The 18,599-nt window shown below is 74.1% G+C and carries 13 protein-coding genes; 7 read left to right on the forward strand and 6 right to left on the reverse strand.

The features are described from left to right. Positions 1 to 19: 19 nt before the first annotated feature. Positions 20 to 955: a nuclear transport factor 2 family protein gene (locus ABD324_RS15585; RefSeq protein WP_344417142.1), complete on the reverse strand. Its 936-nt coding sequence runs from the start codon at positions 953 to 955 to the stop codon at positions 20 to 22. A gap of 142 nt (positions 956 to 1,097) precedes the next feature. Here ABD324_RS15585 and ABD324_RS15590 point away from each other — a divergent pair, with 142 nt between their 5' ends. Further along, the gene (locus ABD324_RS15590; protein WP_344417144.1) at positions 1,098 to 2,033 is read left to right on the forward strand and encodes an NADP-dependent oxidoreductase; all 936 of its coding nucleotides are present in this window, start codon (positions 1,098 to 1,100) and stop codon (positions 2,031 to 2,033) included. Positions 2,034 to 2,037: 4 nt separating this feature from the next. Here ABD324_RS15590 and ABD324_RS15595 read toward each other — a convergent pair whose 3' ends face one another. Continuing rightward, complete coding sequence (locus tag ABD324_RS15595; protein WP_344417145.1) at positions 2,038 to 2,844, reverse strand: SGNH/GDSL hydrolase family protein; 807 nt, start codon at positions 2,842 to 2,844, stop codon at positions 2,038 to 2,040. Positions 2,845 to 3,283: 439 nt separating this feature from the next. On the opposite strand from ABD324_RS15595, the gene ABD324_RS15600 reads away from it, so the two are divergent. Further along, a complete protein-coding gene (locus ABD324_RS15600) occupies positions 3,284 to 4,267 on the forward strand; it encodes a M23 family metallopeptidase (protein WP_344417146.1) in 984 nt (327 codons plus the stop codon). Between the two features lies 1 nt (position 4,268). Here the strand turns inward: ABD324_RS15600 and sthA are convergent, their stop codons facing one another. Continuing rightward, positions 4,269 to 5,678 (reverse strand): Si-specific NAD(P)(+) transhydrogenase, encoded by a 1,410-nt coding sequence (sthA, locus tag ABD324_RS15605; RefSeq protein ID WP_344417147.1) that lies wholly within the window; start codon positions 5,676 to 5,678, stop codon positions 4,269 to 4,271. Positions 5,679 to 5,916: 238 nt separating this feature from the next. Between sthA and ABD324_RS15610 the strand changes: the two genes are divergently transcribed. Further along, positions 5,917 to 7,026 carry a DUF4192 domain-containing protein gene (locus tag ABD324_RS15610; protein WP_344417148.1) on the forward strand — a complete coding sequence of 370 codons (1,110 nt, stop codon included), beginning with the start codon at positions 5,917 to 5,919 and terminating at the stop codon, positions 7,024 to 7,026. A 119-nt stretch (positions 7,027 to 7,145) separates the two neighbouring features. Here ABD324_RS15610 and galE read toward each other — a convergent pair whose 3' ends face one another. After that, entirely contained in the window at positions 7,146 to 8,105 is a 960-nt protein-coding gene (galE, locus tag ABD324_RS15615; protein ID WP_344417150.1) for a UDP-glucose 4-epimerase GalE, read from the reverse strand. Positions 8,106 to 8,257: 152 nt separating this feature from the next. Continuing rightward, complete coding sequence (locus tag ABD324_RS15620) at positions 8,258 to 8,977, reverse strand: iron-dependent transcriptional repressor DtxR (RefSeq protein WP_344417152.1); 720 nt, start codon at positions 8,975 to 8,977, stop codon at positions 8,258 to 8,260. A gap of 198 nt (positions 8,978 to 9,175) precedes the next feature. Here ABD324_RS15620 and ABD324_RS15625 point away from each other — a divergent pair, with 198 nt between their 5' ends. Genes ABD324_RS15625 through ABD324_RS15635 form a run of 3 tightly spaced genes read left to right on the forward strand, consistent with a single transcriptional unit; the run spans position 9,176 to position 14,194 of the window. Next, entirely contained in the window at positions 9,176 to 10,195 is a 1,020-nt protein-coding gene (locus ABD324_RS15625) for a sulfurtransferase (RefSeq protein WP_425565861.1), read from the forward strand. A gap of 52 nt (positions 10,196 to 10,247) precedes the next feature. Further along, entirely contained in the window at positions 10,248 to 11,420 is a 1,173-nt protein-coding gene (locus ABD324_RS15630) for an acetoin utilization protein AcuC (RefSeq protein ID WP_344417154.1), read from the forward strand. A gap of 38 nt (positions 11,421 to 11,458) precedes the next feature. Continuing rightward, positions 11,459 to 14,194, forward strand: a complete 2,736-nt coding sequence (locus tag ABD324_RS15635) for a bifunctional acetate--CoA ligase family protein/GNAT family N-acetyltransferase (protein ID WP_425565856.1) — start codon at positions 11,459 to 11,461, stop codon at positions 14,192 to 14,194. A 124-nt stretch (positions 14,195 to 14,318) separates the two neighbouring features. Here the strand turns inward: ABD324_RS15635 and ABD324_RS15640 are convergent, their stop codons facing one another. Continuing rightward, complete coding sequence (locus ABD324_RS15640; protein WP_344417156.1) at positions 14,319 to 15,983, reverse strand: fumarate hydratase; 1,665 nt, start codon at positions 15,981 to 15,983, stop codon at positions 14,319 to 14,321. Between the two features lie 260 nt (positions 15,984 to 16,243). On the opposite strand from ABD324_RS15640, the gene ABD324_RS15645 reads away from it, so the two are divergent. After that, a complete protein-coding gene (locus ABD324_RS15645; protein ID WP_344417160.1) occupies positions 16,244 to 18,598 on the forward strand; it encodes a xanthine dehydrogenase family protein molybdopterin-binding subunit in 2,355 nt (784 codons plus the stop codon). The last annotated feature ends 1 nt before the right edge of the window (position 18,599 follow it).

Raw genomic sequence — 18,599 nt, forward strand, 5'->3', positions numbered from 1 at the left:
TCCCGCAGCCGGCAGGCCGTCATGCGGGGCGCGGTGCGTGGAAGGGCGCGGGGATGACCTCCCGCGGCCAGCGGGTGTCCGGGCTGTGGCGGATCATCGGGTCCGTGCCGCCCAGGGCCGGTAGCCAGGTCTCGACCATCCGGCCGTCCGCGATGCGGAAGGCCTGCACCCAGTCCCACTGACGCCCCTTGCCCATTGTCCAGGAGGCGGTGGCGATCACGAGATCGTCCTGTCCGATGAGGAAGTAGCGGAAGTCGCTGATCTCCCAGTCGGCGCCGACGCGTGTGAGCGCATCGCGATACTGCTCACTCGTCAGGGGATTGGCTGCGCCGCTCATGTCGTGCCGGAGGTACACCGGTCCGGCGATGGCCGGAACGAGGTCGAAAGCGCATTTCGCCCACATCTCGTCGTACCAGCGGGCGAGGACCGCCTTGGTGCCGGTCGCCGCACCGGTGCTCTCGGGGACCTCCGCACCGGTCCAGGCCGCGTCGGCATTCGGATAGACACGGGGGCTGTTACCGCCCATGCCGGGGAGCCAGGTCTCCACGATCCGCCCGTCCTCGATGCGGAACAACTGCACCCAGTCCCACTGGACACCGGTGTCGAACTCCATGCGGCCGATCGAGCCGACATGGTCCCCGTCCGCGACCAGGCGATAGGCGAAGTCCGTGACCGCCGTGCCCGGCGCGCCCGCGGCGGCGATCCGCGCGTAGTCCTCCGCCCGGATCGGATCGGTCGCGCCGCGCGAATGGTGGCGGACATAGATCGGACCGGCGAGCTCGGGAATGAGCGCGAAATTCATCTCCGCCCACATCTCGTCGTACCAACGCCGCATCAGCGCGGTGTTCGCACCCTCTTTCGCACCCATTGCTTCTCCCCTCGCAACGGCAGTCGACTCGGCAGTGATGCCCGACGCCGCCCCGTTCCGGAACTGGGCGGCGCTCCGCCGAGCCACCGCGTCCGAAACCCCGAGGGTCTCCTCGGCGACCGCGGAGCAATGGCCTCGCCGGTGCCGCCGATACCTGCCGATGACGATAACAGCGCCGGCCGCGGATCCACGGGTGTCGAACCCGGGGCCGCCGGTGTAGACAGCAGGCGTGCGCGCGATCGTCTGCCAGGCCCCCGGTGGGCCCGAGGTGCTCCGGCCCACCGACATCCCCACTCCCGAGCCCGGCCCCGGCGAGGTCCGGGTCCGGGTGCAGGCCGCCGGGGTGAACCCGATCGACTGGAAGACGCGGTCGGGTGGGGGACCGGCACGGAACTTCACCGGTCCGTTCGTGGTCGGGTGGGACGTCGCGGGTGTGGTCGACGCGCTCGGCCCCGGCGCGGAGGGCCTGTCGGTCGGCGACCCGGTGCTGGGCATGGCCCGGTTCCCGAGCCCGGACGGTGCCTACGCGGAGTACGTCACCGCCCCGGCCGGCCACTTCCGCGCCCGGCCGGACGACCTGCCGGTCGTCGAGGCGGGGGCGCTGCCGCTGGCGGGCATGACAGCGTGGCAGAGCCTGGTCGACGTCGGGAACCTGCGGGCCGGTCAGCGGGTGCTGGTCCACGCGGCGGCCGGCGGGGTCGGGCACCTCGCCGTGCAGATCGCGAAGGCCCTCGGCGCGCACGTGATCGGCACGGCCTCGGGCCCGCGGCTCGGGCTGCTGCGCTCGCTCGGCTGTGACGAGGTCGTGGACTACACCGCGCATCCCTTCGAGGAGGCGATCGCGCCGGTCGATCTCGTGTACGACCTGGTCGGCGGCGAGACGGCCGTCCGCTCGCTCGGCCTGGTGAAGCCCGGCGGCCTGCTGATCTGCCTCCCGACCGTCGCGGCCGACGCGGCGCTCGAGGCGGCATCCGCCCGCGGGGTCCGGGCCAGCGGGGCGCTGGTGGACCCGGCCGGCGGCGGCCTCTCCGAGCTGCTCGCGCTCCACGCCGAGGGCCGCCTGCGGGTCCTCGTCGCGGACACCTTCCCCCTCGACCGGGCCGCGGACGCCCACCGTCTCGGCGAGCAGGGCCACACCCTCGGCAAGCTCGTCCTGACCGTCTGAGTCGTCAGGCACGGCCCTGGGCTGCGGGGACGTAGCCGAGGGCATAGCCCGTGGGCGTCGGGTGGTAGGCCGCGGGCGAGCCCGGCGGGGTCAGCCAGGGATCCGCGCCGCAGATCCCGTGGCCGGTGAAGGCGGGCCGGACGTCGACGAACGTGGCGCCCCAGCGTCGGGCGCTGTCGGCGATCGCCGCGTTCAGGACGTCCGCGCCCGCGTTGATCCGGGCGCGGCGGGCGGCATCCGGGACCAGGGGGGTGCCGCAGGTCGCGTTCTCGTCGAACAGGTGCGGATAGCCCAGCACCAGGACCTTCGCCTGCGGGGCGCGCCACCGGACCGCGCCGTACACCAGCGCCAGCGCCGAGGGCAGGACGTACCTCGCGACCCGCTCCCCGGCCGTCACCGCCTGGTCGCAGCCGGAGTCCGTCGCGGCCGTCGAGCAGCGGGCGAGGACGGGGACGAATCCGGTGTCGTTGCCGCCGACGGTGATCGTGACGAGCCGGGTGTCACGGGTGACCGCGCCGATCTGATGGCGCAGCACCTGGGCCGTGGTGGCACCGCTGCAGGCCACCGAGGTGAAGGCCGACGCGTCGACGCGCGCGGCGAGCACCGCCGGGTAGCCGGCCGGGCTGCGCAGGCACGCACCCGACGCCGGGTCGGGAGGGGCGCCGACGCCGGCCGCGTAGGAGTCGCCGAGGGCGACGTACCTCGGCCCGGTGGCGGCGGCCGCGGTCCCGGCGCCCGCCAGGAGCGCGCCGACGAGCAGGACGAGGATCGCGAGCACGGGGACCGGCGCGCGCAGGAACGGTCTCGGCACCCCACCATCCAGCCATCCCGGGTGCGGTGGGGGACACCGCCGTCCGGCTTGACGCCGAGCGGGTGGTTCGTTCCCGATCATGGGGAAACGCCGTTGGCCGCAGGCGGGCGCGTGACCGGTCCCACAGGTCTCACGCTCCGTCGTGATCGGACTCCGGATGGCGACGACCGGCACGTCACAGTGCTGTTCCGTGCGGTGAACGGCGGGCGAACGACGCGGCGTGTTTCGCCGACACGCCGCCCGTTGCCGCTTGCCGCCCGCTTCCGTCCGGTGGACCCCCCGAACGCAACCTCGGGGTTCCGGCTCCTCGGATCCTCGCTAACGTCGTCGCCGGATCACGACGAGGTCACGAACAGGACGCCGGACCGCCACCCCCGAGGCGGTCCGTCCCGGCCCCCCACCGGATGTCCGGCCGCCGTCACGATCCGGAAGGAAGATCGTGGCACGGCATCGCTCCCCCCGGGGCCGTCGCGCGATCGTCGGGTCCCCGCTGTTCGCCGCCCCCGCGGCGGCAGCGGGGACCGGCGGACTGCGCGCCGATCCGGACCCCGTCCTCTCGTTCCCCTCGCTGCCCCGGCTCCCTTCGGTCGGCATGCTCACCGAGCTCCCGCTCCCCGCGCGGATGGCCGCGGTGGCCGTCCTCGGCGGCGCCGTCGCCGCGGCCGGCCAGGCGGCCTGGTCCGGCGCGCTCCCCGCGCAGAGCTCGAACGCGCTGCACGCCGGCCTCGTCGAGCTGACCGCCGGCGCAGCCCACGTCGTCGCGGACCCCGCCGACCGCGCGGTCGCCGACCTGGGGGACCGCAAGGTCCGCGTCGCGGTCGCACCGGTGGCTCCGGCGGTCTCCGGCGCGCAGATCGCCGTCGGCGCCGTGCCCGAGGTCGCGTCGGTGACCAAGGCCGCAGACCTGCACGCCGCGGCCGCGGCGGCCGCCGAGAAGGCCGCCGCGGACGCACTGGCCGCGACGCGGGCAGCGGAGGCCGAGGCGGCGCGCAAGAAGGAGGAACTGGCGAGGGTCGGCGCCTCCGCGAGCGCGGCCGGCGGCATCCAGATGCTGGTCGGACGGGTCACGTCCGGTTTCGGCGCCCGCGGCGGCACGTCGCACATGGGGCTGGACATCGCGGCGCCGATCGGCACCCCGATCCACGTCCCGCTCGGCGGCACCGTGATCAGCTCCGGGCCGGCCAGCGGTTTCGGGCTGTGGGTCCGCGTGCAGCACGACGACGGCACGATCACGGTCTACGGGCACATCAACCGGTCGCTCGTGAGCGTCGGGCAGCGCGTGCAGACCGGGCAGGTCATCGCCGAGGTCGGCAACCGTGGCGAGTCCACGGGGCCGCACCTGCACATCGAGGTGATCACGCCGGGCGGGGCGAAGATCAACCCGAAGCCGTGGCTGGACCAGCGGGGGATCGGCTACACCTGAGCTACCGGTAGGCCTCCAGCGCCCGGATCTTGTTGGTGACGTCGAGGGCGGCGACCTTGTAGGCCTCCGACAGGGTCGGGTAGTTCAGGACCGTGTCGACGAGGTAGTCGACCGTGCCGCCGCAGCCCATGATCGCCTGCCCGATGTGCACGAGGTCCGTGGCGTTCGTGCCGAAGACGTGTACCCCGAGCAGCGTGCGGTCCTCGGTGGAGACCAGCAGCTTGAGCATGCCGTAGGAGTCCCCGACGATCGCGCCGCGCGCCAGCTCGCGATACCGGGAGATGCCCACCTCGTACGGGGTGGCCGTGCCGGTCAGCTCGGCCTCGGTCTTCCCGCAGTACGAGATCTCCGGCACGGTGTAGATGCCGATGGGCTGCAGTCCGTGCAGCTCGCGCGCGGGCTCGCCGAAGGCGTGGTTCGCGGCGAGGCGGCCCTGGTCCATGCTCGTGGCGGCCAGCGCGGGGAAGCCGATGACGTCGCCGACGGCGTAGATGTGCTCGACCTCGGTCCGGTAGTGGGCGTCGACGGCGATCCGGCCGCGTCCGTCCGCCGTCAGGTTCGCCTTGTCCAGGGCGAGGGCGTCGGTGACGCCCTGGCGGCCGGCCGAGTACATCACCATGTCCGCGGGGATCTTCTTCCCGCTGGCCAGCGTGGTGATCGTGCCCTTGCTGGTGTTCTCGACCCGCGCGACCTCCTCGCCGAAGCGGAACGAGACGCCCTGGTCGCGGAGGTGGAACTTGAGCGACTCGACCACCTCGGGATCACAGAAGTCGAGCATGGCCGGCCGCTTCTCGACGACCGTGACCTTGGTGCCCACGGCCGCGAACATCGAGGCGTACTCGATGCCGATGACACCGGCGCCGACCACGACCATGGACGTCGGCACCCGCTGGAGGTGCATGACGGCGTCGGAGTCGATGACGTGGTGGTGCTCGTCGTCGAACTCGACCTCCGGCGGGCGCGCCGGGCGGGTGCCGGTGGCGATCACGATGAACTCGGCGGTGACGGTGACGTGGTCGCCGCGCTCGGAGCCCACCACGGTGACGGTGTGCGGGTCCTCGAAGTGCGCCGTGCCGCCGATGATGTCGACGTGGTTGCGCACCAGCTGGTTGCGGATGATCTCGACCTCGCGGCCGACCACGTGCTGGCAGCGGGCGAGCAGGTCCGCGATGGTGATCTCGGACTTGACCCGGTAGCTCGCGCCGTACATCTCCCGCTGGGCGAACCCGGTGAGGTAGAGGACGGCCTCGCGCAGCGTCTTCGACGGGATGGTGCCCGTGTTCACGCAGACGCCGCCCATCATGTCGCGGCGCTCCGCCACGGCGACGCGCTTGCCGAGCTTCGCGGCGGCGATCGCCGCCTTCTGGCCGCCCGGCCCGGAGCCGATCACCAGCAGGTCGTAGTCGTACACCGACCGCCCCCTTCGCGTGTCCGCCTGTCCCGGGACAGCCTCCCGGGGTGGCGTGGCGGGGGCAACCGGCGGACGTTACATCTGGGGGACGACAGTCCGTCCGGTTCGCGACGGCCGAGGGCGGAGTTGTCCCCACTCCGTTCTGTGACGCTGTTATCGGGGTGTTCCCGGCCGGTTGTCCACAGGCCCCGGAAGTCGCCCTTCCGGGATGTCGGCGGGCCGGATGAGGCTGTGCCCCATGAGTTCCCTGCCCTTCCTGCCTCCCGTCCCCGCCTCCGATCCCGCGCTCCGCGTGGGGACCGAGGGCCTGCTCGCCGCGGTCCCGGTGCTGCTGGGGTTCCGGCCCCGGGACTCGCTGGTGCTGGTCGCGACCGGTGGACCGGGCGGGCGTCGGGTCGGCCTGGTGCTGCGGGCGGACCTGCCGCCGCCCGGGGAGATCGGGGAGTTCTGTGACATGGCGGCGCGCTCGCTGTGCCGGCAGGAGCTGTCCGGCGCGGCCGTGATCGTGGTGGGTGGGGGAACGGCGGCCGGCGGGGTCCCGCCGCGGGGCGACGTGGCCGCCGCCGCGGGGGCCGCGCTGCGGGAACGGGGAGTGGGGGTCCACACGGTCGCCTGGGTGGCGGCGACCGAGGAGGGCGCGAACTGGTGCTGCTACCCGGCGGCGGGGTGTGGCTGCTCCGGCCTGCTGCCGGATCCGTCGTCCACGGTGCTCGCCGCCACGGCGGTGTCGCGGGGTGCCGTGGTGTACGGGTCGAGGGAGGAGCTGGAGCGGCAGGTGCTGCCCGCGGCGGGCTCGGGCCGGGTGTGGTCGAGGAGCGCCGGGTCGGACGGAACCGGCTCGGTGCAGGCCGGCTCGGCACGGGCCGGCTCGGCGCCCCGCGGCTCGGCACGTGCGGGCTCGGCGCATGCGGGCTCGGTGCGTGGCGGTGCGAGGCGGACCGGCTCGGCCGGGCGGGAGGCGCGGCGGCGGATGCTGCAGGAGGCGCTCGACGACGCCGAGGCCGGCCGGCTGCTCGTCGGTCCCGAGCTGGCCGAGGGGATGGCGTCGGCGTTCGACGAGCCCTCGTTCCGTGAGATCGCCCTGAACACCTGCGCCGGCCCGCGGGCCGCGGCCGCGGAGCAGCTGTGGGCGGCGCTCGCCCGGGCCTGCCCGGGGCGCGCGGCCGCCGATCCCGCGGCGTACCTGGCGGTGTGCGCGATCCTGCGTGGCGACGGGGCGCTCGCCACGATCGCCCTCACCCGCGCCCACGAGGTCTGGCCCGGGCACCTGCTCGCGTCGAGCCTGATCGTGGCGATCGACGCGGGCTGGGGGCCCGCCGAGGTCCGGGCGTGGATCGAGGAGGCGTGACCGGGGTGCCCGCGGTCGGTCTGCCCCGGGCCGTCCCGGCCGGGGCCCGCCGGCTCCGGCGCGCGGTCGGCGAGCTCGTCCGCCGGCGCCCGGGAAGCGCCGGCGGCCGTGAGGTCCGGTCAGACGCGGGTGCCGCGGGTGAACTCCCAGGCGTCCCCGACCATGGTGGTCAGGGCCGTGCGGGAGGGGTTCCAGCCGAGCTCGGTGCGGGCCCGCTCGCTCGAGGCGATCAGCACGGCCGGGTCGCCGGCGCGGCGCGGGGCGACGACGGCGGGGATCGGGTGCCCGGTGACCTCGCGGCAGGCCTCCACGACCTCGCGGACCGAGAACCCGTTGCCGCTGCCCAGGTTGTAGATCGCGTGCCGGCCCGGCTCGGCCTTGGTGAGCGCCAGCAGGTGGGCGTCGGCCAGGTCGTCCACGTGGATGTAGTCCCGCAGGCAGGTGCCGTCCGGGGTGTCCCAGTCGTCGCCGTACATCGCCACGGACTCGCGGGTCCCGCCGGCGACCTGCAGCACGATCGGGATGAGATGGGTCTCCACGGCGTGCCGCTCACCGAAGCGGCCGTGCGCACCGGCCACGTTGAAGTACCGCAGGCTCACCGCGGCCAGCCCGAACGCGTGCGCGTACGAGGTGATCATGGTGTCGATGGCGAGCTTGCTGGCGCCGTAGGGGTTCGTGGGCCGGGTCGGCGCGTCCTCGCGGATCGGCACCTCCTCGGGCTCGCCGTACACCGCGGCGGTGGAGGAGAACACCAGGCGCGGGGTGCCGTGCTCGCGGATCGCCTCCAGCAGCCGGAAGGTCCGGACGACGTTGTTCTCCCAGTACAGCTGCGGCTTCTCCACGGACTCGCCGACCAGCGAGCGCGCCGCGAAGTGCAGCACCCCGTCGAAGCCCTCGGCCAGCAGCGGCCCGGCGGCCTCGGAGAGCTCACCCTCGACGAACCGGGCGCCCTCGGGCACCGCGTCCGCGTGACCCGTGGACAGGTCGTCGAGCACGACGACCTCGTGCCCCGCCTCCAGCAGGTGCGCCGCGTTGACGCTGCCGACATAGCCCGCGCCGCCGGTGACGAGCAGCTTCACGAGGTCCTCCTCCGGTTCACGGCCCGTGACCGCCGTGCCGGCGCGCCCGTCCGGGCGCGGCCGGGCCATGGCCCGGGTGTCTCGGCGGAGACGTTCTCACGACCGCGGCCCGGCCGGATCGCCCACCCCCGGGCGCGGCCGGCCGGCCGGGATCAGACGGGGCGGACCAGGACCGCGTGGGCGATCAGGGGGGCGACCGTGGACCGCTCGCCGTCCTCGGTCACGGGCACGGCGTCGCCGAAGCGCGGGATCGAGCCGACCTCGACGTCCTTGCCGGGCACGATGCCGGCCAGCTTCAGCTCGCCCATCAGGTCCGGGTCGACCTGGACGTGCTCGGCGATGCGGCGCACCTCGACGCGGCCGCCACCGCGACGGGCGAACTCGTCGAGCCGCTGCAGCCCGACCTCGAGGCTGGGCGGCCCGGCGATCCGGGCGGACTCGTCCTCCGGGTCCGCGGCCAGCTCGTCCAGGCCGGGGATCGGGTTGCCGTACGGGGAGACCTGCGGGTCGTCGAGCAGCGCGACGAGCTTGCGCTCGACGGCGTCGCTCATGACGTGCTCCCAGCGGCAGGCCTCGGCGTGCACCAGTTCCCACTCGAGGCCGATGACGTCGATCAGCAGCCGCTCCGCGAGGCGGTGCTTGCGCATGACGGCGACGGCGCGGGTGCGCCCGTCGTCCGTGAGCTCGAGATGACGGTCCCCGGCCACGACCACGAGCCCGTCGCGCTCCATCCGGGCCACGGTCTGGCTGACGGTCGGCCCACTCTGCCCGAGGCGCTCGGCGATCCGGGCCCGGAGCGGGACGACGCCCTCCTCCTCGAGCTCGTAGATCGTCCGGAGGTACATCTCGGTGGTGTCGATGAGATCGTTCACGGCCGGCCCCTTCGTTCGTCGGACCAGTTTAGCGGCGCCCGTCCACGCGGCATCGCTGCAGCGTGCCGGCGTGCCCCCGGACCTGGTCGGTGTCCGGTGCGGCGCGGTGGGAGGGTGCACGGGAGGGATCGCGCGCGATCCCGGCAGCCAGGATAGCCGTGCAGGATGGGTGGCGTGGTGAACGGTGTGCAGCAGAACGTGACGGGTGTCGGCGCAGGAGGTGGGGAGGCGGGATGGCGCGCTCCGCTGATCGCTCCGGGTGATCTGGCCGCGGCCCTCGGTGACGAGCTCCCGCCGGTGGTGCTCGACGTCCGGTGGCGGCTGGGCGGGCCGCCCGGGCGGGCGGACCACCTGGCCGGGCATGTGCCGGGCGCGCTGTTCGTCGACCTCGACACCGAGCTCGCCGGGCCGACCGTGCCCGGGGGGGCGGGCGGCCGGCATCCGCTGCCGTCGGCCGAACGGCTCGGGGCGCTCCTGGCGCGGTGCGGCATCGATGCGCAGTCGCGGGTCGTGGCCTACGACGACGCGGACGGGTCCGTGGCCGCCCGAGCCTGGTGGCTGCTGCGCTGGGCGGGCCTGCCCGCGGACCGGGTTGCGGTGCTCGACGGCGGGTGGGCGGCCTGGCGGGCCGAGGGCCGGCCCGAGGAGCAGGGGGAGACCTCGGGTCCCGTGAGCACGGCCGGCCTGCCCGCGGCCGGCTCCATGCCCGTCCTCGACGCCGACGGCGCTGCGGCGCTGGCTGCGGGCGGGGTGCTGCTCGACGCCCGCGCCGGGGCCCGCTACCGCGGTGAGACCGAGCCCGTGGACCCCCGTGCCGGGCACGTCCCCGGAGCCGTCAGCGCGCCCTCCGCCGAGCACGTCGGACCGGACGGACGCTGGCTCGCCCCCGCCGACCTGGCCGCGCGCTTCCGCGCCCTCGGCGTGGACGGGGCAGCCGCCGACGGGGCCGCCGCGGAGGGGGCAGGCGCGGGGCCGGGAGCCGGCGGGGCCGCAGGCGGGGCAGGGGTCGGCGCCTACTGCGGGTCCGGCGTCACCGCCTCGTCGGTCGTGCTGGCGCTCGAGGTCGCCGGGCTGACGACACCGGAGCACCCGGCAGCGCTCTACGCGGGCTCGTGGTCGGACTGGTCCTCCGACCCGGGGCGACCCGCCGCGACCGGTCCGGAGCCCGGGACGGCCGGCACCCCGGGAGCAGGCACCCCGCGAGGAGGCACCCAGTGACCCGGGCCCCGGGCCGTGGCCGAGGCCCGGCGATTCGCCTACGGTCCGCCTCATGAGCCCGCGCACCTCCGTCGTCTGGACCCCGGAGTTCCTCCGCTACCAGCTCTCGGACGACCATCCGCTGAACCCCGTGCGGCTCGACCTGACCATGCGGCTGGCCACCGAGCTGGGGGTTCTCGACGGCGTCGAGACGGTGGAGCCGGAGCCCGCGACGGAGGAGGACCTGCTGCGGGTGCACGAGCCGGGCTACCTGTCGGCGGTGCGGTCCGCGCCGGAGATGCCGTTCGACGTCGGGCACGGGCTCGGCACGGACGACAACCCGATCTTCTTCGGGATGCACGAGGCGAGCGCGCTGATCTGCGGGGGCTCCTTGCGGGCGGCGCGGGAGATCGCGGAGGGCCGCGCGGACCGGGCGGTGAACATCGCGGGCGGGCTGCACCACGCCATGCCGGGCCGGGCGGCGGGCTTCTGCGTGTACAACGACTGCGCGGTCGCGATCGCCTGGCTGCTGGAGCAGGGCTACGAGCGGATCGCGTACGTCGACGTCGACGTCCACCACGGCGACGGCGTGCAGACGATGTTCTACGACGATCCCCGCGTCATGACCGTCTCCCTGCACCAGCACCCCCTCACCCTCTGGCCGGGCACCGGCTGGCCCGCCGAGCTGGGCAAGGGCCGCGGCGAGGGCTACTCGGTGAACATCCCGCTGCCCCCCGGCACCGGCGACGCGGGCTGGCAGCGGGCCTTCCACGCCGTGGTCCCGTCGTTGCTCGACGAGTTCCGCCCGCAGATCCTCGTCAGCGAGTGCGGGGCGGACGCCCACTCCGAGGACCCGCTGGCGAACCTGGAGCTGTCCGTCGACGGGCAGCGCGCCACCTACCGGGCCATGCGCGAGCTGGCCGAGCGCACGTCGGGCGGGAAGTGGCTGATCCTCGGCGGCGGCGGGTACGCGCTGTTCCGGGTGGTGCCGCGGGCCTGGACGCACCTGCTCGCCACCGCGCTGGACCGCGACCTCGAGCCGGCGACGCCCCTGCCCGCGAGCTGGATCTCCCACGCCACCACGCTCACCCGGCGCCCGCTGCCCGTCGCGATGACGGACGACGCCGACCCGGCGTGGACGCCGTGGGGCGACGGCGTGACCGACCGGGTCGACGGCGCCGTCCTGGACACTCGCCGGGCGGTCTTCCCGCTGCACGGCCTGGACCCCGACGACCCGCGGGACTGAGCCATGTCCGAGATCCCCACCAGCACAGGGACCACCCCGTGACCAGCCCGACGAGCCCGACCGGCCCGACCCCCGACGGCCCGCGCGCCGAGCGCCCGGGAGCCGACCCGCCCTACCCCCGGCACTGGGAGGCGGACATCGTCGCCTCCGACGGCCGGATCGTGCACCTGCGCCCGATCCTGCCCTCGGACGCGGACGCCCTCCTCGACTTCCACAAGCAGCTCTCCGACCGCACCCGCTACCTGCGCTACTTCGGCCCCTACCCGCGGATCCCCCCGCGCGACCTCGAGCGGTTCGTGACGGTCGACCACCACAAGCGGGTGGCGATCCTCGCGCTGCTCGGGGACGAGATCATCGCCGTGGGCCGCTACGAGGGCCTCTCCGACCCGGGGACGCCGGACGCGCCCGTCGCGTCGGCCGAGGTCGCGTTCGTCGTGCGGGACGACCACCAGGGCCGCGGGCTCGGCTCGATCCTCCTGGAGCACCTGGCGGCCGCGGCCCGGGAGAACGGGCTGTCGCACTTCGAGGCCGAGGTCCTGGTGGAGAACCACCAGATGGTCCGGGTCTTCCGCGAGGCCGGCTACCAGGTCCGCCGCGCCTTCGCCGAGGGCGTGCTGCACCTGGAGTTCGACATCGACCCCACCGAGCGCTCGATCGCCGTGCGGGACTCCCGCGAGCAGGCGGCGGAGGCGCGCAGCGTGGCGAACGTGCTGCACCCGACCTCCGTCGCGGTGATCGGTGCGTCCACGGACCCGGCGAAGATCGGGCACGCCGTGCTGGCGAACCTGTTGCGCGCCAACTTCACCGGGCCCGTCTACCCGGTCAACGCCGACGCCCGCTCGGTGCGCGGGGTGCGCGCCTACGCCTCCGTCACGGACATCCCGGACCCGGTGGACCTCGCCGTCGTCGCCATCCCGGCCGCGGGGGTGGACGACGTCATGGACTCCTGTCTGGAGAAGGGCGTCAAGGCGCTGGTCGTGGTCAGTGCCGGGTTCGCCGACGCCGGCGGCGACGGCAGCAGCGCCGAGCGCCGGCTGGTCACCGAGGCCCGCGCCCACGGCATGCGCGTGATCGGGCCGAACGCGCTCGGTGTGGCGAACCTCGACGACGCCGTGCGGCTCAACGCCACGCTGGCCCCGGACCTGCCGGCCCGCGGGCGGCTGGGCTTCTTCTGCCAGTCCGGCGCGCTGGGCACCGCGATCCTCGCGACGGCGAAGAACCGCGGGCTGGGCCTGTCGACCTTCGTGAGCGCCGGGAACCGTGCCGACGTCTCGGCCAACGACCTGCTGCAGTACTGGCAGACGGACGCCGAGACGGACGTCGTGCTGCTCTACCTGGAGACCTTCGGCAACCCGCGCAAGTTCGGCCGGCTCGCCCGGCGGCTGGCGCGGACCAAGCCGGTGGTGGCGGTGAAGAGCGGCCGCAACACCGCGCCGTCGCGGATCCGCGAGGCCGCGGTCCCGATCGACGAGGCCAGCGTCCGGGCGCTGTTCGAGCAGTCCGGTGTGATCCGCGTCGACACCATCGCGCAGCTGTTCGACACCGCTCTGCTCCTGGCCTACCAGCCGATGCCGCAGGGCCGCCGCGTCGCCGTCGTCGGCAACTCGTCCGCGCTGAACGTGCTGGTCACGGACTCCCTGCTCGACGAGGGCATGGTCGGCGCGGGCGATCCGGTGGACGTCGGGGTGACGGCGAGCCCGGAGGCCTTCGCCCACGCGGTGCGGTCGGCGCTGGAGGCCGGGGGAGAGGCGGAGGCGGACTCGGCGGTCGTCGTGTTCGTGCCGCCGATCGCGACCCCCGGCACCGAGTACGCCCGCGTGCTGCGGGAGACGGTCGCGGACTCCGGCAAACCGGTCGTGGCGGTGTTCCTCGCGGTCGAGGGTGTGCCCGCGGAGCTGGCCGTGCCATTGCCCGACGGGACGCCCGGGCCGGGGTCGGTGCCCTCGTACGCGAGCCCGGAGCGCGCGGTGCAGGCACTGTCGCGGGTCGCGCGGTACGCGGCGTGGCGGGCGCAGCCGCTGGGCGACTTCGTGCCGCCCGAGGGCCTGGACGTCGAGCGGGCGCGCTCGCTGGTCCGGGGCTGGGCCGCCGCGGAGCGGGAGCGCGTCCTCACCGACGACGAGGCCGTGCGGCTGCTGGAGTGCTTCGGGGTCGAGGTCACCGCGTTCCGCCGGGTCCGGGGTGCGGAGGAGGCGGCCGCGGCGGCGGACGAGCTGGGCTACCCGATCGCGATCAAGGCCGTCGGGGACCGCTGGCGGCACCGCACGGACCTGGTCGGGGTGCGGCTGGATCTGGGCTCGGCGGCCGCGGTGCGCCGCGCGTTCGCGGACGTGGAGCGGGTGACCGGCAAGGACGAGGTCTACGTGCAGCGCATGGCCCCCAAGGGCATCTCCTGCGTGCTGGAGGTGGCGGAGGACCCGTCGTTCGGCTCGCTGCTGTCGTTCGGCATCTCCGGGATGGCCACCCAGCTGCTCGACGACCGGGCGTTCCGGGTGCTGCCGCTGTCCAGGGACGACGCGGCGGCCCTGATCCGCGCGCCCCGCGCGGCCCCGCTGCTCACCGGTTACCGCGGCTCGGAGCCGGTGCGCCTCGACGCGCTCGAGGACCTGGCGCTGCGGATCGGCGCGATGGTCGAGGAGCTGCCCGAGGTCCGCTCCCTCGCCGTCGACCCCGTCCTGGCCTCCCCGGAGGGCGCCTTCGTCACCGGCGCCAGGGTCGTCCTCGGCCCCCCGCCGACGCGCGACGCCCCCGACGCCCCCCGCCGCCTCCGCTGACCCCGCATTATGGTTCCATAACGCGCGCTTTCGAGCCCGAAACCCGCATTATGGTTCCATAACGCATAAAATCGACCCCCGATTTCGCGTTATGGTTCCATAACGCGAAATCGGGGTGGGTGCCTCAGGTGCGGAAGGTGACCTGCAGGGTCGGTCGGCTCGTCTCCGAGAAGAAGTCGTTGCCCTTGTCGTCGACCACGACGAAGGCGGGGAAGTCCTCGACCTCGATCTTCCAGACCGCTTCCATGCCGAGCTCCGGGTACTCCAGGACGTCGACCTTGCGGATGCAGTCCTGGGCGAGCCGGGCCGCGGGGCCGCCGATCGAGCCCAGGTAGAACCCGCCGTTCGCGGCGCACGAGTCCGTGACCTGCTGCGACCGGTTCCCCTTGGCCAGCATGACCATCGAGCCGCCGGCCTCCTGGAACTGCTTCACGTAGGAGTCCATGCGGCCCGCCGTCGTCGGCCCGAAGGATCCCGACGCGTAGCCCTCGGGGGTCTTCGCCGGCCCGGCGTAGTAGACGGGGTGGTCCTTCAGGTACTGCGGCATGGGCTCGCCCGCGTCGAGCCGCTCGGCGATCTTCGCGTGCGCGATGTCCCGGGCGACGACCAGCGGCCCGGTGAGCGACACCCGGGTCTTCACCGGCAGCTGCGAGAGCAGCGCGCGGATCTCCGACATCGGGCGGGTCAGGTCGACCTTCACCACGTCGGCGTCCGCGGCGAGCTGCTCGTCGGTCACCTCCGGCAGGTACTGCGCCGGGTCCCGCTCGAGCTGCTCCAGGAACACGCCGTCCGCGGTGATCTTGGCCTTGGCCTGCCGGTCCGCCGAGCACGAGACGGCGACGGCGACGGGCAGCGAGGCGCCGTGCCGGGGCAGCCGGATCACCCGGACGTCGTGGCAGAAGTACTTGCCGCCGAACTGCGCGCCGATGCCGAAGTTGCGGGTGAGCTCCAGGACCTGCTGCTCGAGCTCGGGATCGCGGATCGCGTGCCCGAGCGCCGACCCCTCGGTGGGGAGGGTGTCGAGGTAGCGCGCCGAGGCGAGCTTGGCCACCTTGAGCGCGTACTCCGCCGACATGCCCCCGACGACGATCGCCAGGTGGTAGGGCGGGCACGCGGCGGTGCCGAGCGAACGGAGCTTCTCGTCCAGGAAGGAGGCGAGCCGCTTCGGGTTCAGCAGCGCCTTGGTCTCCTGGTAGAGGAAGGACTTGTTGGCCGAGCCGCCGCCCTTGGCCATCACCAGGAACTCGTACTTGGGCTGCTGACCGGGGACCGAGTAGAGCTCGACCTGGGCGGGCAGGTTGGTGCCGGAGTTGCGCTCGTCCCAGAAGGTGATCGGCGCCATCTGCGAGTAGCGCAGGTTGAGCTCGTCGTAGGCCTGGAAGACCCCGCGGGAGACGGACTCCTCGTCGTTCCCGCCGGTCAGGACGGTCTCGGTCTTCTTGCCGACGACGATCGCGGTGCCGGTGTCCTGGCACATCGGCAGCACCCCGCCGGCGGAGACGCAGGCGTTGCGCAGCAGGTCCGTCGCGACGAAGCGGTCGTTGCCGGAGGCCTCGGGATCGTCGACGATCGCGCGGAGCTGGGCCAGGTGCGAGGGGCGCAGGTAGTGCTGGATGTCCTTCACCGACTCGCGGACGAGGGCGGTGATCGTGGTGGGCTCGACCTCGAGGAACGTCCGACCCGGGAACGACGCAGACTCCACGATCTTCCCCGCGGGAAGGTCGAGCCGGCGGTACTCGGTGCGGTCGTCCCCGAGCGGAAGCACGTCGGTGTGGTGGAACTCGGGCATGGCCGAACGCTACCCCCGGTCCCCGGGTGGACACCCCACGGCGGGAACGTGACGTTGGTCGGGGAGCCGGACCGGCCCCCGTCCGGTCCGGCCCCCCTCGGCGCGCGCCGCACGGCTGTCCGATCAGCACGGAGCCGCCGGCGCGGAGGTTTCGGGGAGAGGTCCAGCGTTCCGGACGGCTCGGCCCACGTCAATTGTTCCCTGGCCAACTATCTCCGGAGGAGCCTCCGGAAACCGCCGCGGAGTCGTAGGGTGGGCCCATGCCTGGATCCATCCTGGGGACCGCGGTGCGCCGGGTCGAGGACCCCGACCTGCTCACCGGAGCCACCACCTACGTCGGGAACATCGTCGCCGGTCGGTCCGATGTCCTGCATGCGGCGTTCGTCCGTTCCCCCCTCGCGCACGCGCTCGTCACGGGTGTCGACACGGCGGAGGCGAAGGCGGCCGAGGGGGTCGTCGCGGTGTTCACCGCCGCCGATCTCGACCTGCCGGCCCACCACGGCCTGATGGCGCTCAACCCCGGGACGCCCAGGCCCCCGCTCGCCACGGACCGGGTGCGGTTCGTGGGGGAGTGCGTCGCGCTCGTCGTCGCGACCAGCCGCGCCGCCGCGGTCGACGCCACCGAGCTGGTGGAGGTCGACTACGACCCGCTGCCCGCCGTCGTCGACATGGAGCAGGCCCTGGCGCCGGACGCCGAGCTCGCGTTCCCGGAGCTGGGGTCGAACGTCGCGGGCGGGATGCGGGTACGGGACTCCGCCGCGGCCCTGGAGGGCGCCGAGGTCGTCGTCCGGGCGCGGATGGTGAACCAGCGGCTCGCGGTGGTGTCCCTGGAGGGCAACGCGATCCTCGCCGACCCGACCACCGGCGACGACACGGACTTCCCGCTCACCGTGCACGTCTCCACCCAGATGCCGCACGGCTTCCGCAACCAGCTCTGCGGCATCTTCGGCCTCGAGCAGGACCAGGCCCGGGTGATCGCGCCGCACGTCGGGGGCGGTTTCGGCGGCAAGGCCGGCCTGATCGCCGAGCACACGGCGACGATCGGGGCGGCGCGGGCGCTCGGCCGTCCCGTCGCGTGGGTGGAGACCCGCTCCGAGAACCTGCAGTCCATGCCGCACAGCCGCGGCCAGGTCGCCTACTACGAGCTGGGCCTGACCCGCGAGGGCCGGATGACCGGCCTGCGCTGCCGCGTGATCGGTGACTCGGGCGCCTACTCCGGCTTCGGCGGTGCCCTGCCGATCCACCAGACCTACACGATGGCGCCGGGCGTCTACGACATCGAGAAGGTCGGGTACGACGTCGTCTCCGCGATGACGAACACGACGCCGATGGGCGCCTTCCGCGGCGCCGGTCGCCCGGAGGCCGCGGCGCACCTGGAGCGGCTCGTCGACCTGGCCGCGGCCGAGCTCGGCATGGACCCGGTCGAGTTCCGCCGCAAGAACTTCCTCGCCCCGTTCACCGAGACGCACACGACGCCCGTCGGCGCGCAGTACGACGTCGGGGACTACGACCTGCCGCTGCGCGAGGCCCTGCGCCTGGGCGACTACGACAAGCTCCGCGAGGAGCAGGCCGCGCGCCGCGAGTCCGGCGATCCCGTGCAGCTGGGCATCGGCCTGGCCGTCTACGTCGAGATCACGGCCGGCGGCGGGGGCAGCGAGTACGGCTCCGTGCGGGTGCACCCCGACGGCACCGCCACGGTGCAGGCCGGCACGTCCGCGCACGGGCAGGGCCACGCGACGTCGTTCGCCATGCTCGTGTCGGACCGGCTCGGCATCCCCATGGACAGGATCACCTACGAGCAGTCCGACACGGCGACAGTCCCCCGCGGCGGCGGCACCGGCGGGTCCCGGTCGCTGCAGATGGGCGGCTCGGCCGTGCGGGTCGCGGCGGACGACGTGCTCACCCAGGCCACGGCGCGGGCGGCGGCGCTGCTCGAGGCCGACCCGGACGACGTGGCGCTGACCGACGACGGCGCCTTCGGTGTCGCCGGGGTCCCGAGCGCCACGGTGACCTGGGAGCAGGTGCTCACCGAGGGCGAGATCTTCGCCGGGATCGACGAGAAGCAGTCCGGCGCGACCTTCCCCTTCGGCGCGCACCTGTCCGTCGTCGAGGTGGACACCGAGACCGGGCGGGTCACGCCGCGCCGGCACATCGCGGTGGACGACTGCGGGCGGATCCTGAACCCGCTGCTCGTGGAGGGCCAGCAGCACGGTGGGCTGGCCCAGGGCGTGGCGCAGGCGCTGTTCGAGGAGGTGCTGTTCGACGCGGACGGCAACCCCACGACGGCCACGCTCGCGGACTACCACATCCCCACCGCGGCGGACCTGTTCCCGTTCGAGGCCGTCACCACCGAGACGCCGACGCACATGAACGTGCTGGGCGCCAAGGGGATCGGCGAGTCGGCCACCATCGGCTCCACGCCGGCGGTGCAGAACGCGATCGTCGACGCGCTGCGGCCCTTCGGCGTGAAGCACATCGACCTGCCGTGCACACCGGAGCGGGTGTGGCGGGCCGTGCAGGAGGGCGCGCGGGACCCGTGGCGCGAGCCGCCGGCGGTGTTCGGCGACCTCCCGCTCCGCGGCGGCGGCAGCGACGAGGAGGCGGGCGCGATCTGAC

Source organism: Pseudonocardia ailaonensis (assembly GCF_039531635.1).
GTDB classification, from domain to species: domain Bacteria; phylum Actinomycetota; class Actinomycetes; order Mycobacteriales; family Pseudonocardiaceae; genus Pseudonocardia; species Pseudonocardia ailaonensis.

Bases quoted from the DNA above. Each gene is read 5' to 3' on its own strand.
- ABD324_RS15645 (WP_344417160.1), top strand. From the start codon at position 16,244: ATGCCTGGATCCATCCTGGGGACCGCGGTGCGCCGGGTCGAGGACCCC.
- ABD324_RS15630 (WP_344417154.1), top strand. From the start codon at position 10,248: ATGAGCCCGCGCACCTCCGTCGTCTGGACCCCGGAGTTCCTCCGCTAC.
- ABD324_RS15610 (WP_344417148.1), top strand. From the start codon at position 5,917: ATGAGTTCCCTGCCCTTCCTGCCTCCCGTCCCCGCCTCCGATCCCGCG.
- ABD324_RS15640 (WP_344417156.1), bottom strand. From the start codon at position 15,983: ATGCCCGAGTTCCACCACACCGACGTGCTTCCGCTCGGGGACGACCGC.